This window comes from Chryseobacterium sp. (assembly GCF_022869225.1).
Classification (GTDB): domain Bacteria; phylum Bacteroidota; class Bacteroidia; order Flavobacteriales; family Weeksellaceae; genus Chryseobacterium.
The window spans coordinates 2,148,886-2,164,252 of record NZ_JALIHL010000001.1 but is presented as its reverse complement, the minus strand read 5'-3'; the positions used below and the strand labels follow the sequence as shown (position 1 = coordinate 2,164,252).

Below are 15,367 nucleotides of genomic sequence, written 5' to 3'. Positions count from 1 at the left end.
CGGGATAAAGCCCGTTTTTTTATGAGAGAAAGCCCTTCGGGTTTAGCCGAACCTATCCAGTCTGGCCATTTGGACTGAAATATCAGTATTGTAGAAGCAAATTTTTATCATTGATAATCAATACATTAATTTTATTAGTGTAAAAATAACGCAAATAAATTTGCAAAATAAAGCCATATTCATTTAAATTTGTGTAAAAATAACGCAATAATGAAATACACCATACAAGATAGTAAAGAAAAATTCCGGAGTAAAAAGAGAATAAAATTTCTGTTTTTCTGGGGGCATACCGTAAAGGATGAGATTACAAAATCATGTTTCAGCCAGTGGTTTCCTGCAAAATTTGAAGAGAGTGGTATTGTTTATAAAACGGCTGAACATTATATGATGGCCGGAAAAGCCAGACTGTTTAATGATGATGAAATCCTGGAGAAAATTTTAGCGGCAGGCAGCCCTAATCAGGTTAAAAGCTTAGGGCGGAAAGTAAAAAACTTTGATCCCCAACTTTGGAATGAACATAAATATGAAATTGTAAAAAAAGGAAATCTTCTGAAGTTTTCGCAAAACCAGAAATTAAGAGATTTCCTTTTATCCACCCATGATAAAGTCCTGGTAGAGGCAAGCCCCTACGATACCATTTGGGGAATTGGCATGCTGGAAACTGATTCAAGAGCCGAAAATCCATTGCTGTGGGATGGGGAAAATCTCTTAGGATTTGCCTTAATGGAGGTAAGAGACGAATTAAGAGGGTAAAAATACAATAGCCAGGCAAAGTATTACTTTGAAAAAAGAAGTCTTTCCCAATACTGAAAAAGGTTAGCCGGATGTGACAATTCGTGAAAAATCAGGATAACTGTGCCTGTTTTAATTAGCGTAATAACAACACAAATATTCATGTCAAATATGGAAAATGAATTAAAACCCAGATTTATTGAATCATTACAGAGAAATAATGATCAGATCAGAGAAGACCGTGCCCGAACCATCGGAGAAGATTCAGAGTTGATTTACAGACGCCGGGTAGAAGATATCGAATTAAAAATAAAGAGACTCGAGCGGGAACAGGAAGGGCTTATAGATATCAGCCCTTTAGACAGGAACAGTCTGACTTTTGCGGATTTTAACCCCGAAGCATTTGTTCAGAGAGACATGGAATTATCATTAACAATCAGAAATTTAAATATTCAGCTCGAAGTCAGCCAAAGAAGATTTGAATATTTATTTGGAAAAAAATTTTAGTTATGGGAAGTACAAGATACGATATAGACGCTCGTTATGACAGAGCAAGTAAAGCCGGTTATGAAACAAAATCAGCCAACGAAATTTTTACACAAAATGCAAAAAGAAAAGCACATGAATCTATGAATCCTTATGGTATTTCTTTCAGAGAATCCAGAGATTCTGAAGTGCACCCCAATTCAGTTCCTGTTATTCTGGGATTGGATGTGACGGGCAGTATGGGGTATATTCCACACGAACTGATCAGAGAAGGATTACCTAAGCTCATGGGAGGAATTATCCAGGGAGGCGTTCCTGATCCGGCTTTATTATTCCTGGGAATCGGAGATCATGAATGTGATGGCTATCCCCTTCAGGTTGGACAGTTTGAATCCGGAGATGAAGAGCTGGATATGTGGCTTACCCGTACCTATATTGAATCCGGAGGAGGCGGAAATGCAGGAGAGAGCTACCTGTTGGCTTGGTATTTTGCGGCCTTTCACACCAGAACCGATGCATTTGAAAAAAGAAAACAGAAAGGATTACTGTTCACAGTAGGAGATGAACCTTGCCTAAAAGTACTTCCGGCTTCTGCTATCAGAGAGATTATGGGAACAGGACAGCAGACTTATACAAGTATGGAGCTGTTGGAAGAAGCAAAAAAAAGATATGAAGTCTATCACATCAATGTTTTGCATTCCGGTCAGGCAGAAAGAGCAGCAAGAGGCTGGAAAGAACTGCTGGGGCAAAACTGTATATCCATAGAAGACCACAGGGAAATACCGAACGTTATCAAAGGAATTATATGTGGCCCGTTTAAAAACAAGACTTTCGGTGCAGCAGCTCAGGGAGGATTAGATCATATTCAAATGCTTTAGATATGAAAGCACAAATCGTGATAGGATTAGGTTTCGGAGATGAAGGAAAAGGAATCACAACTGATTTCTTGGCGCATCAAAATCCTGAGTCTGTTGTGATCAGATTTTCAGGAGGACAGCAGGCTGCCCATACCGTGATGATTGATGACAGAAAGCATGTCCATTCCAGCTTTGCCAGCGGAGCACTTCGTGGATTACCTTCCTATTTTACAGAGCACTGTACAATTCATCCTGCCTTCTTACTCAATGAAAGAGAAGAATTAAAGGCAAAGCACGGAAACACAGAACTGCATATTCATCCATTGGCAAAAGTAACTACTCCTTTTGATGTATGGCAGAACAGGACGAATGCACGTAACCTGGAACACGGAACATGTGGAAAAGGAATTGGAGCAACTATGAAAAGAAGTGAAAGTCCCTATAAATTATTTGCCATTGATTTGATCGCACCAAGACAAATGCTGATAGAAAAATTAAAAGGAATTGCTTACTACTATGGGTTCGTGGATGAAAATCAAATAGAAGAAGAACTGCATGCCTATTTAGAAGCTATTGATGGGATTGATTGGAAAATAGATGACTATACTTATTTGAAATCATTTGAGAATCTCATTTTTGAAGGCAGCCAGGGAATTTTACTGGATATGGATCACGGTGTTTTTCCCAATGTAACATTTGCCAGTACAACTTCAAAGAATGCATACGAAATTTGTAAACAGCTTACTATTCAGGACATAGAAATGTATTATGTGACAAGAATCTATGCAACCCGTCACGGTAACGGATGGATGAGCAGTGAAAATGAATTACTTCTTAGAAATAATGAAGAGGAAACATGCATCTTTAATGAATATCAAAAGGAATTTCGGCTGGGAAACCTGGATTATGATTTGCTGAATTATGCTTTACAATTAGACGGAGCTTATGTTTTTCCTTCCAAAAAGAATCTTGTTGTCACTTGCCTTGATCAGACTGATGAACAGTTTAAATTGGAAAATCTGAAGATTGACTTTCATACAGTCTATGGTTCCTATTCTCCTTATTCAAAAGATTTTAAACAGATTTTTTAATTTCTAAAGAAGGAATAAGCCGAAGGATAAAAGCATTACTTTTATAGGTAATGATAGAATAGAAGATTGATTAATGATTGAAAAATAAAATAACATGAAGACAATACAATATAGAAAGGGTGATGCTACCCGTCCTGATGCTGAAGAGCTGAATAGAAAACTAGGAATAACATAAATTAACCAGCTGAGTAAACAAAGTCAGGAAAAAAATACTTTATGAATATTGAACAGATCAAAGGAGACATCACAAAAATCCATGCAGATGCTATTGTCAATGCTGCCAATTCATCCTTACTTGGAGGAGGAGGAGTAGACGGTGCCATTCATAGAGCAGGAGGTCCGAAGATATTGGAAGAATGCAGGGCCATCAGAAACAAACAGGGTAAATGTAATACTGGTGAAGCCGTAGTAACGACTGCAGGAAATCTTCCTGCAAAATATGTCATTCATACAGTAGGGCCGGTTTGGAACACTGATGAGGAAAGAAGTTCGGCACTTTTGGCCAATTGTTATAAAAATTCTTTAAAGCTGGCAGAAAGTCTTGGCGTAAAAACAATTGCTTTTCCGAACATCAGTACCGGAATTTATAAATTTCCAAAAGAACTGGCCGGGCAAATTGCAGTCAATGCAGTCAGAAAATTTCAGTCAGACATGATAGAGAAAGTTATTTTTGTCTGTTTTGATGATGAAAATGAAGATATTTATAAAAAGCTTTTAAGGTAGTTTCCCTAAATTCAATAATAAAAATATTCGTGCATTCGTGGCAAAACAATGAGTAGCGAACGTAGCAAAACTTAAACAAATGAAAAAACTAACCATATTAAGCGGTGCCGGAATCAGTGCCGAAAGCGGAATACAAACCTTCAGAGACGGAGACGGCCTTTGGGAAAATCATAATGTAACGGACGTGGCAAGTCCGGAAGGATGGAGAAAAGACCGAGCTTTGGTTCTGGAGTTTTACAACCAGAGAAGACGCCAGCTGCATAAAGTACAGCCCAATGAAGCCCATCAATTACTGGCAGAACTTGAAAAATATTTCGAGGTGCAGATCATTACTCAAAATATTGATGATCTGCATGAAAGAGCCGGATCGACGAATATCCTTCATATTCATGGTGAATTGTTCAAATCATGTTCATGCAATAATAAAAGCCTTATTTATGAACAAAAACAGGATATTAATGTTGGTGACAAGGCGGAAGATGGAGCGCAGTTAAGACCGTTTATCGTTTGGTTTGGAGAAGATGTTCCACTATATCAAACAGCAAGGGAAATCGTAAAAGAATCGGATATTTTACTGGTGATCGGAACTTCTTTGCAGGTATATCCGGCAGCCGGACTGATTCATGATATCAAAGATGACTGTCTTTTAATTGTAATCAATCCTAACGAAACAGGGTTCGGATATGGGAAAAGAGCAGTAGTGATGAAGGAAACGGCAACGAAAGGAATGAAATTATTGTTTGATAAACTGATCAATCTTGCCTGATGGAAAATACAGTAAAAGCCGGAATCATGGGGGGCTGCATTGGAGATGCTCTTGGTGTTCCGGTAGAATTTAAAAAAAGAGAAGATTTGAAGCGTTTTCCGGTAACCAAAATGCTGGAGTACATGTCCTGGAACCAACCCAAAGGAACCTGGAGTGATGACAGCTCTCTTACGCTTTGCCTTGCCGAAGAGCTTACCAAAGGCTATGACCTGGAAAAGATAGGACAAAGCTTTGTAAAATGGAATACATACGGTCACTGGACTGCCCATGGAAGACTGTTTGATATCGGAGGAACGACAAGACATTCTATTGCAAGACTTATAAAAGGCGAAAGCGCCAGGTTTTCAGGAAATATTTTTGAAGAAGATAATGGGAATGGTTCTCTGATGAGAATTCTTCCCCTTGCTTTTTATCTTGAAAATAAAGATGACATTCAGAAGCTTTACAGGACAGTAAAGGACGTTTCATCAATTACTCACGGTCACTTCCGTTCTGTTTTTGCCTGTTTCATCTATATAATTTTTGCCATTCAATTGCTGAAAGGCAAGAGTAAAAAAGAAGCATATACCCATACACAAAAAGCAGCATTGGAATATGCAGAAGAACAGGGTTTTAACCCAAATGAGACTGAGATTTTTAATAGGATTTTAAAAAATGATATTTCCGGATATTCCGAAGATGAAATTAAGAGCGGCGGATATGTTCTCCACAGTCTGGAAGCTTCCTTATGGTGTTTTCTAAACTCAGAAAGCTATTCTGAAGCCGTTTTAAAAGCTGTAAACCTGGGAGAAGACACGGATACCACAGGAGCAATCACCGGAGGTATCGCAGGAATATATTACGGTTTTGAAAATATACCCCAGGAATGGATTGCTGAGTTGGTGAGAAAGGACGATATAGAAGCATTGTGTGAGAAATTACACCATACATTAATGAATTAAAACACAAACCATGAACGAAATAGAAAAGAAAAAAATAAGTAAATTTTTAAGCCTGATCTTACGGCATCAGCCGGAAAGTATAGGACTTAAGCTGGATGAAAACGGTTGGGCAGAAGTAGAAGAGCTGAGAGCAAAATCTGCCAAAAAGAGAATCTATTTTTCTCCCGGCGAATTGGATGAGGTGGTAGAAACCAATAACAAGAAACGGTTTGCTTTTAATGAAGATAAAACCATGATCAGGGCTAGCCAGGGACATTCTATTGATATAGATTTGGCCCTGGAAGCACAGCGTCCTCCTGATTTCCTGTATCATGGAACTGCAGAAACGAATATTTCTTCAATCTTAGAAAAAGGAATTGAAAAAAGAAGCCGTCAGCATGTGCACTTAAGTGCTGATAAAGAGACTGCTGCAAAGGTCGGAATGCGGCATGGAAAACCGGTTATTCTGACCATCAGGACCGGCAAAATGTATGAAGACGGATTATTTTTTTATCTTTCGGCAAACGGAGTCTGGCTGACAGATTTTGTAGAGGCAAAATATATTTCAAGATAAAATGAGCAGAACATTAGTAATAGGAGATATTCACGGAGGATTTAAAGCATTACAGCAGGTTTTTGAAAGGGCTGAGGTCTCGGTAGATGATCAGCTTATTTTTCTGGGGGATTATGTAGACGGCTGGAGTGAATCTTACCGGGTCATTCAATTTCTGATAGAACTTTCCGGAAAACAGAAATGTATTTTCATTAAAGGAAATCATGATGCATGGTGTGAAGACTGGCTTTCTTCAGGAACAGATCCTGATGTATGGCTTTTCAATGGAGGAAAAAGTACGGTAGAGAGTTATGCTGATTACTCGTTGGAAAAGACCCATACTCATCTTGAATTTTTCCAGCGAATGAAAAACTATCATGTGGATCATGAGAACCGCTTGTTTATTCATGCGGGATACTCTTCTATGCATGGACCTGAAAAGGAAGTCTATTCCAGTAATTACCGCTGGGACAGAACCCTTTGGGAAACCGCTGTGGCAATGGATAAAACGCTGCAGAAAAACTCAGCGTTGTATCCTAAAAGACTCCTTTTATACAACGAAATCTTTATTGGGCATACTCCAACTTTATACTTGGGCATTCCCTATCCTGCCAATAAGGCCAATATCTGGAATATGGATACCGGAGCGGCATTTACCGGGGCCTTATCAATAATGGATGTTGAAACCAAAGAATTCTGGCAAAGCGATCCTCTCCCTTCATTGTACCCCAATGAAAAAGGAAGAAATAATGACAGTTTATGAACAAAAACCATTAAGATTTCTTCCATAGAATTAATACAGCCCACGAGTAATTTTAAAAGGATTTTACTCAATATTCAAAACCTGTGGAATTTAAATAAAACTCCCGGACCGTTTCATAATTTCTCAGTTTTCAAAAAAAGAAAGTAATTTTAAAGCCTGAAAAATATGACTTTAATGAAACTGAAATACCTCTTACTGACCCTGAGCTCTGGTTTAATCTTTGCTCAGCAATCATTTCAGACCCCTTTCGAAAAAGGAAATGGTAATCAGACGGTTACCTATGATGAAATGAATACTTACTATCAGGATTTAGCCAAAAATTTTAATACGGTTCAGTATCTCAGGAAAGGAGAAGATGATAATGGGAAACCTATTTATGTCGTGGTTTATAACCCCTTCCCTGAAAAAGATCTTGAAAAACTAAGAAAAGAGAAAGCCGTACTTTTTGTCAACAACGGAATTCATCCCGGTGAACCGGACGGGATAGATGCCACCATGATGCTGATGCGTGATCTGGCCGCTAAAAAAATCAAAACACCGCAAAACTTCATCATTGCAGCTATTTCTGCCTACAATATCAGCGGAATGCTGAACAGAGGTTCGTACTCCAGAGCCAATCAGAACGGTCCTGAACAATACGGATTCAGAGGAAATGCAAGAAATTATGATCTCAACAGGGATTTTATTAAAGCAGATTCTAAAAATGCCAGAAGCTTTCAGGAGATCTACCAATGGCTGAAACCTGATGTTTTTATCGATAACCATGTAAGCAACGGAGCAGACTATCAGTACACGTTTACCTATATCTCTACCTTTAAAGAGCGTTTGGGAACTACTCTTGGTACTTATTTCTATAATGAATATCAGGCTAGGAATCTTGAAGAGATGAAGAAGCTGGGATATGAAAGTACCCCGTATGTTAATATTCATGGTGATATTCCGGAGGTGGGATTCGCTTCTTTTGAAGATTCTCCCCGATATTCTACAGGGTACACCTCGCTGTTCAATTCTTTGGGAACCGTTCCTGAAACCCATATGCTGAAACCTTACGATAAAAGGGTAGATGCTACTTATAAATATATGTTGGTCAATCTTCAGAATTTGGATAAAGAGTACAGCAAAATAAAGCAGCTTCGTGTTGAAAATTTAAAACAGTATCAGTCCGGAAAACAATATGGAATCCGATGGAAAATAGACTCAACAAAGTACTCAACCATGGATTTTAAAGGGTATGAAGGAAAATACAAACCCAGTGGTATTTCCGGAAAACCACGACTGTATTATGACAGGAATAAACCTTTTATAAAGAATATAAAGCTCTTTACAACAGCTGTTCCGACAGGATATATTACCATTCCTAAATATTATGTTATTCCACAATCCCAATATAAGGTGGTTGAAGAATTTAAGAGGAACGGAATTCAGATGAAAACTATCCATAAAGACAGTATCATTGCGGTGGAATCTTATAAGATCAAAGATTTTAAAACCGTTAAAAATCCTTATGAAGGACATTATCTCCACTATGAAACCAGCGTGGATTCAAGCCGTAAAAACGTTAACTTTTCTGCCGGCGACTATCTGGTCTCTACAGATCAACCTGGTGTAAAATATGTAATTGAAACCCTTGAGCCTGAGGCATTAGACTCATTTTTTAACTGGAATTTTTTTGATGGAATTTTAGCTCAGAAAGAATATTATTCCGCTTATATCTTTGAAGACACTGCTGCTGAATTATTAAATAAAGATAAAAAGTTAAAAGAGGCTTTTGAAAAAGCAAAAGAATCGGATAAAAAGTTGTCAGAAGACGGTGAGGCACAGCTGGATTGGGTATACCGGCATTCTCCTTATTTTGAAGAGAAAACATTCAAGCAATATCCGGTCTATAGAGTCCTGTAAGGTGTTGATAATGAGTAGTTAAACTAAAAAAGACTGTTTACATATTATGTAAACAGTCTTTTACATTTTGTATTCTTCGGCTATCTTGGTAAGCCTCTTTTCAAAGCGATCTCTGCTCTTTTAACAGCTACTTTTTCTTTCCAGTCCATATATTTCTTTCTGAAATTAGACTTCATGATGTCGTCAAATTTACGCTGTACTGTAAGGTTCCATAAAGAATGTGCCTTTACTGCCCACGACTTGTCCCATGCCCGTAATGAAATGGAGAAAGAACCGTCCAGGTATTTCATCCAGTGCCACCATCCTGTTGGCATGAACAATGTATCTCCGTGTTCCAGGAAGCATTCAATCCCTTCTACACCATCCAGTGCCGGGAATTTTGTAAAGTCGGGATTTTCAATATCATAGTCTTCCAGTGCATACGTTGCATAAGGAATCTGGTATAATCTTTCTCTCCATTTATAGTCAAAAAGAAGGATATGCTTTCTTCCGTTGAAGTGGGTATGGAAGATATGGGCCATATCAATATCAAAATGAAGGAAGGTTACAGATCCTTTTCCTCCAAAGAACATATTGGGATATTTGTCAAGAAAGCCGCCCATTAATTCTTTTGGCGAAATATAGTCTTCTAAAAGTTTCGGAGCATATTTTATAGGGTCAAAAAGGAAAATTCTAAGATCGGTGGGTTCTTTTTGGATAAGATCTATATAGTCCCCAAACTTCATTTTTGCGGCGGAAGCATTGATGGGAGCAGATGGGTCTGCTTTTGAGCTGTCATATAACGGAACTTCCACATCGCCTACCACTTCTTTCATATAATCCATCGTCCATTTTTGGTAAGCTGGCCATTTTTTTGCCATGTTTTTGATGACAACGGGCCTTCTTGGCTTTAGATACTTTTCATAGAATTCCTCTTTAGAAATATCATCTACAACATCTATAGGCTTTAAAATAATTCCCATTTTATAAATTTTATGTTACAAAATTATTAAATAAAAATATACGAACAGGCGTTTAAGTTTTTTTTTATCTATGATTCAAATCATTTTAAGCTATTTAGACTAAATAAAAATGCAAAGACCTTATTTATTGATGTTTTTACGGGTTTTTTTCCATTACGAACCGTGAAGGAATGATCAATAAAATACTGAATAAAAAAGCAGAATTCATGATTAAAATTCTGTTTTGTTAGTGATAATAAAAATTTTATAAAATAAAATGGTATTGAAGAGTTGCTTTGCTTTATAATAATATCTTTCAAATCAATAACATTAATTCATGAAGAAGTTACATGAATTAGATTTAATTTTTATATCATTTTTTCATACAATTGCGAAATTATAAGGTGTGGCAAATAAAATCTGAGATATTCGTAAGTTATTGCAAAGAGATCTGTAATTTATTATTTTAATTCATGTACATGTGATTTGAATTGATAATTTTTTGACTTATCTTTCCTTCTCCAAATTTCAACTGAGATTCTTTTAAAATTTGAATCAATATTTCAAATTTATAACTATTTTTGTAGTGATATAAATTTAACTTTTTGAAACAAAACAGATCTTTAAGATAGGAATCGTGTAACGAAAACTAATAACCATTAACTAATTGGTCAAATAATAAGTATGAAAAAAAATATTTCTTTATTTCTGATGCTTTTTTTTAGCGTGCTTACTTTTGCGCAGAAAACGGTTTCAGGGAAAATTACTGATGATGATGGAGTAGCCATACCAAGTGCCAGTGTAACGATTGAAGAACCTGGAAAAGATGCCATTCTGGCCTACGGAATTACCAATGCCAAAGGAGAATATAAAGTGACTTTCACCTCTGCAGAATCCAATGTAGATCTTAAGGTGAAGGCGTTCAACCAAAAGCCTCTGACCAAACAGATCAGCAACAGCGATCAGAACCTTAACTTCAAAATGCAGTCGGAAGCTACAGAAATAAAAGAAGTACAGCTGAAGACGAAAATGATCACCGCCAGAGGAGATACCATTTCTTATGATCTTAAGGCCTTCAACAGTAAAAACGACAGAACACTGGCAGATGTTATGAAAAAAATTCCCGGTATTGAAGTTAATACAGACGGAACGATCCTTTATCAGGGAAATGCAATCAATAAATTTTATGTCAACGGGAAAGATCTGATGGAAGGAGGATACGGAACGATCAATAATTCTCTTCCCAAAGATGCCGTTCAGAAAGTTGAAGTTCTCGAGAATCACCAGCCGGTAAAGATCCTTCAGGATAAAGTGCCCTCAGACCAGGCAGCGATTAATATTAAGCTTAAAAATTCTGTCACCATGACCGGAAGAGGAGAAGTGGGAACCGGTTTTGGAGACCCATGGCTGTGGAATGTAAAGCTGACTCCAATGTTTTTCGGCCAGAAGAGCCAGTGGGTCGTTAATTATAAAACCAATAATATGGGGGAGCAGGTGGAAAATGAAGGAAATATCCTGGCTTTTGGTAGCGCATGGGAAGGAAGAAGAATAAATGCCGCCCAGAATGACTGGCTGAATGTGGAAAATGCAAGTGTCCCCGATCTTCCGGTAAAAAGATACCTGATGAACAGTGTTCATTACCTGTCGGCAAACTACCTTACCAATATTGATAAGAAAAAAGAATGGGAATTAAAAGCCAATGCCAATTATACCAACAATGCGGTAGAAAGAGAATCAAATAGTGTTACTACAGATTTTCAGCAGGGTACAAAGTACAATACGAAATTCCTGAACAATTTTTATACGGATAAAGTAAAAGGAGAGCTGATTTTTACTAAAAATGCAAAAAAAGGATTCTTTAAAAATACAACTACCTTTTCGCAGTTCTGGAATGCAGACCGTGCTTTTGCAGAAAGAAATGATAAAATAGGATACCGCTTTGGAAATGAAGCTTTAGAATCACCTACTTCATCTTTTCAGAACTCTTTGAGTACAATTATTCCATGGAAAGAAAAAATGATCAATCTTAAATCATACATCAGCTATCAGAATGACAGACAGACATTACAGATTTCTCCTGCTGATTATCTACAATTTCCTTATAAACCAGTCGGAAGCGATGATTTTACGACCATTAAATTCATTCCCGGAAGTACAGCGTTACAAGATTTTAGAATTAAAACTTTAGAAACATCACACGCTGCCAATATCAGCTTTTCAACAAAAGGATGGACGTTTACGCCGCAAGTGGGAGTTGACTTTTCAATGGATAAGCTGAATACCAACTTTGATGGAAGCACAGTAGAAAATAAACCGGATTTTAGCAGTCTTGCCTATGAAAACGATTTGAAATTTACAAGATTTACTCCCATTGCAAGTGTAGGCGTAAACTATAAGTCCGAAGCATGGAGCTTATTTGCCAATTTTCCTGTGAGTTTTAATAATATCAAAGCAGAAGATGAGTTCAGAAATGTTTCCAAATCTTTAAACAAAACGACATTTACTCCTAATATTTTCGCCCAGTATTCTTTTGCTTCATTTTTCAAAGCAAGTTTAAATGGGAGTATCAGTAATAATTTCGGTGATATACAGACCGCTTATGCGGGCTATATTTTAACCAGTCCGGGAGGGTTCAATGTAATGAGTCCTAAAAACCCAATTCCTCAAACCAATACCAAAAACGGAGGACTAAGGCTGGAATATAGAAATCCGCTGAATAATCTTTTCTTTAATGTGGGCTACAGATTAAGTGATACCAAAAACAATTTACTGGCCTCAAGTGCCGTAAATGAATCCGGATTCAGTGTCATTGAATATATTGAAAGAGAAAATAAGAGAACCAATAACACGGCCTCTGTAGAAATTGGAAAGTATTTTCCTAAATTCAAAACCAATGCTTCTGTTACATTGAATAATACCAAATCAAAATCTTTATCAAGAAGAAATAATGAGGACATTGATACAAAAACCAATGGGAACACGTTAGGATTTAAATTCAACAATACCTATTTCTCCTGGATGAGTGTAGATTTCAACATGACCAAATCATGGAACAAACAAACCAACGGAATTATTCAGGATGACCTCGGAAAAACAGAAGGCTATACTCATAATTTAAATGTATTCTTTTACCCGATTGAAAATCATACGATTGGTTTCTACTGGGATCAGATCAATTCAAAATTGGGGCAGACCAAATTAAACAATGGCTTCTTTGATGTTTCGTACCAGTTCAGCTGGGCCAAGAAAAAAGTTGATTTCGAATTAAAGTGGATGAATATTGCAGACAGAAAAGTATTTGAAAAAATCAATGTGGGAGATGCAACGATTACGCAGACCACCATGCAGCTCCGCCCAAGCCAGGTCATGTTTACCGTAAAATTCAATTTTAAATAAAAATAAAAAACCAATCCCCGAAGGATTGGTTTTTTATTGAGATAAGTATGCTGTTAAAAGCTTTGCTGGTCGGCAGAAGGGCCATAACTTCCCGGAAGGGGAATGTTATTCAATCTGTAATAAACACCTAACTGTGCTCTGTGGTGGGTGATCTGGTTCAACGCATGGCGGATCGCTCCATATTTGCTCCAGCTTGCCAGCTCATGGCCGTCATTTTTGATCGTCCAGCTTGGATGTAAATGTTCTTCTGTCGCATTTTCTAAAGCGGCTTTTCCGGATTGATAGTTCTCATTCAGTTTTTGTAAAAGGTCTTCTTTTGTGGAAAGAATGGCAGGCTGATAACCTCCTTTGGCAAAATCAAGTTCAGAAGTATTTAAAATCGTATTCGGCCATTCAAAAACTTCTACAAGATGAGTGGCAAGAGGCATCATTTTCATACTTTTTTCATGAGGAGCATAATCATTTTTTCCTTCAGGGAAAAGATCAATAAACTTTTTTGTGGTTTGGAATTCTCCCTCCAGTTCGGATTTTAATTGAGATAAGGTGTCCATAATATTTTGGTTTTTAGAAAGTTAAAGGTAGTGCTTTTAAAGCTAAAAGTGTTTTAACGGAATCATAATTTTTGATCTTAAAACGCAAGCCATCATAAATTGACCTTTTAAAAAATAAAATTTAATAAAAGTTGTAACAAAATCTCAAATTCAGGTACTAATCAGTAAACTTGATTAAATGAAAAAACTATTCTCATTATTTCTTATAGCTCTTTTTGCCTTGGCAGGGGCACAGGAATCAAAAGAAACCGCAAACCGTTTCTTTTATGAACTGACCTTTAAACCTAAAAAAGATTCAGCAAAACTAGATAAGGTTATTACGATCCTGGATATTACAGATAAAAACAGATCTATTTATCAGGATTATACAGTGATTGCGCAGGACTCCATTATGAAAATTGAAATGGAAGCCATTCAGAAATCCGGTATGATGAAAGACCTTTCAAAGTCTATTAAAACGCCCAAAATTTCAGCAAGGATATATAAAACCTATCCGGGAATGAAAATTCAGTATGTTGACAAAATTGCAAATGGTTTTACTCCTACAAATATCGGCTATAGTGAAAATTTAAAGTTCAACTGGAAGATTCTTGGTGACAAACAAAAAATAGGAGAATACAATACTCAGAAGGCCACTACAGAGTTTGGTGATAGAAAATGGACCGCATGGTTTACCACAGATATCCCTTTTCAGGACGGGCCCTATAAATTTTATGGTCTTCCGGGACTGATTGTAAAAATAGAAGATTCTGAGAAAAATTATTCATGGGTATTACAGGGGAATAAAAAAGTGAAAGACTATACAGAGTTTTCATATATCGAAAACCTCATGCATGCTTCAGGAGGAAAGGTCAGTGATCTGCCAAGGGAAAAGTTTGAAAAAACATTTAACGACTTTAAGAAAGACCCTTTTGCGTCTGTACGACCAATGATTACACAGGAAATGATGTCTAAAACAATTCCGGGTATGGACGGGACCGTTGGAGACATGATGAAAAAACAGGAAAAACAATACAAAGACTTTTATAATGCTAATGATAATCCTATCGAGCCGCCTTACACTAAATTAAGTGTTGGAAATGTCGAAAAAGTAGGAAAATAAAAGATCAAAACAGACATTCATATCAACTAAATTATATTTCAAATCAACCCAGATACAGTAATGTGCTTGGGTTGATTTCTTTTATCAATCCACATAAATATTTTACAATCCACAATAATTTATATTAAAAATATCCTTAATTATTGCACGAATGTTTAAAATTTCGTATAGTTCAAAAATAATAAATCACAATATTTGGAAATTTATTTCTCCTTTTATATGTTTGCTAAAGAACAATTTAAAAACTTTATTATGAAAAAAATTATTATCTCATCACTACTGATGGTATCCGCAATTGCATTTGCAAAAACAGAAACTCCAAATTCAAAAATTGATTTACCAAAAAAAGAAGAAAAAGTTTTAATGGCAAAAAAGAATTTTAAAGATGAAAATCTTAATAAAAAAATTGAAGTGAAAGCAAATATAAACGGAATGAATTCAGCATTATGCTTTGCTATTGCTGAGCTTGTTGGAAGTTACGATCCAATAGCTGGGATTGCTATTGCAGTAGGCACTTGCATTCCTTTAGCCGAAGCTGGCTTTTAAATAAGGAAAAAATAGATTTAAGTCTTTAATTATTCAGAACG

Annotated in this window: 15 protein-coding genes; 13 read left to right on the top strand and 2 right to left on the bottom strand. The window is 36.6% G+C overall.

Annotated features, from left to right (window positions below; all coding sequences use genetic code 11):
• The first annotated feature begins 210 nt into the window (after positions 1-210).
• The 10 genes from MUW56_RS10095 to MUW56_RS10050 all read left to right on the top strand — a co-directional run bounded on the left by MUW56_RS10095 (position 211) and on the right by MUW56_RS10050 (position 8,790).
• Positions 211-753: an NADAR family protein gene (locus MUW56_RS10095; protein WP_292013069.1), complete on the top strand. Its 543-nt coding sequence runs from the start codon at positions 211-213 to the stop codon at positions 751-753.
• A gap of 150 nt (positions 754-903) precedes the next feature.
• Positions 904-1,239 (top strand): hypothetical protein, encoded by a 336-nt coding sequence (locus MUW56_RS10090; protein ID WP_292013068.1) that lies wholly within the window; start codon positions 904-906, stop codon positions 1,237-1,239.
• A 2-nt stretch (positions 1,240-1,241) separates the two neighbouring features.
• Positions 1,242-2,096 carry a hypothetical protein gene (locus MUW56_RS10085; RefSeq protein ID WP_292013067.1) on the top strand — a complete coding sequence of 285 codons (855 nt, stop codon included), beginning with the start codon at positions 1,242-1,244 and terminating at the stop codon, positions 2,094-2,096.
• A 2-nt stretch (positions 2,097-2,098) separates the two neighbouring features.
• Positions 2,099-3,166, top strand: a complete 1,068-nt coding sequence (locus tag MUW56_RS10080) for an adenylosuccinate synthetase (protein WP_292013066.1) — start codon at positions 2,099-2,101, stop codon at positions 3,164-3,166.
• Between the two features lie 216 nt (positions 3,167-3,382).
• The gene (locus tag MUW56_RS10075; RefSeq protein WP_292013065.1) at positions 3,383-3,889 is read left to right on the top strand and encodes an O-acetyl-ADP-ribose deacetylase; all 507 of its coding nucleotides are present in this window, start codon (positions 3,383-3,385) and stop codon (positions 3,887-3,889) included.
• 79 nt (positions 3,890-3,968) lie between these two features.
• A complete protein-coding gene (locus MUW56_RS10070) occupies positions 3,969-4,655 on the top strand; it encodes an NAD-dependent deacylase (RefSeq protein ID WP_292013064.1) in 687 nt (228 codons plus the stop codon).
• On the top strand, positions 4,655-5,596 hold the full coding sequence (locus MUW56_RS10065; protein WP_292013063.1) for an ADP-ribosylglycohydrolase family protein: 942 nt from the start codon (positions 4,655-4,657) through the stop codon (positions 5,594-5,596). The genes MUW56_RS10070 and MUW56_RS10065 overlap by 1 nt, the downstream gene beginning before the upstream one ends.
• A 10-nt stretch (positions 5,597-5,606) precedes the next feature.
• Entirely contained in the window at positions 5,607-6,149 is a 543-nt protein-coding gene (locus MUW56_RS10060; protein ID WP_292013062.1) for an RNA 2'-phosphotransferase, read from the top strand.
• A 1-nt stretch (position 6,150) separates the two neighbouring features.
• On the top strand, positions 6,151-6,891 hold the full coding sequence (locus MUW56_RS10055) for a metallophosphoesterase (RefSeq protein ID WP_292013061.1): 741 nt from the start codon (positions 6,151-6,153) through the stop codon (positions 6,889-6,891).
• 174 nt (positions 6,892-7,065) lie between these two features.
• On the top strand, positions 7,066-8,790 hold the full coding sequence (locus tag MUW56_RS10050) for a hypothetical protein (RefSeq protein ID WP_292013060.1): 1,725 nt from the start codon (positions 7,066-7,068) through the stop codon (positions 8,788-8,790).
• A gap of 80 nt (positions 8,791-8,870) precedes the next feature.
• Here MUW56_RS10050 and MUW56_RS10045 read toward each other — a convergent pair whose 3' ends face one another.
• Positions 8,871-9,752, bottom strand: coding sequence for a cupin-like domain-containing protein (locus MUW56_RS10045; RefSeq protein ID WP_292013059.1), 882 nt, complete (start codon positions 9,750-9,752; stop codon positions 8,871-8,873).
• A gap of 663 nt (positions 9,753-10,415) precedes the next feature.
• Here MUW56_RS10045 and MUW56_RS10040 point away from each other — a divergent pair.
• Complete coding sequence (locus tag MUW56_RS10040; RefSeq protein ID WP_292013058.1) at positions 10,416-13,127, top strand: hypothetical protein; 2,712 nt, start codon at positions 10,416-10,418, stop codon at positions 13,125-13,127.
• A gap of 53 nt (positions 13,128-13,180) precedes the next feature.
• On the opposite strand, the gene MUW56_RS10035 is transcribed toward MUW56_RS10040, so the two are convergent.
• Complete coding sequence (locus MUW56_RS10035) at positions 13,181-13,678, bottom strand: DinB family protein (protein ID WP_292013057.1); 498 nt, start codon at positions 13,676-13,678, stop codon at positions 13,181-13,183.
• A gap of 178 nt (positions 13,679-13,856) precedes the next feature.
• Here MUW56_RS10035 and MUW56_RS10030 point away from each other — a divergent pair, with 178 nt between their 5' ends.
• Together MUW56_RS10030 and MUW56_RS10025 are read left to right on the top strand one after the other, a co-directional pair.
• Positions 13,857-14,780 carry a GLPGLI family protein gene (locus MUW56_RS10030; protein ID WP_292013056.1) on the top strand — a complete coding sequence of 308 codons (924 nt, stop codon included), beginning with the start codon at positions 13,857-13,859 and terminating at the stop codon, positions 14,778-14,780.
• A 252-nt stretch (positions 14,781-15,032) separates the two neighbouring features.
• Positions 15,033-15,326, top strand: a complete 294-nt coding sequence (locus tag MUW56_RS10025) for a hypothetical protein (RefSeq protein ID WP_292013055.1) — start codon at positions 15,033-15,035, stop codon at positions 15,324-15,326.
• Positions 15,327-15,367 lie beyond the last annotated feature (41 nt).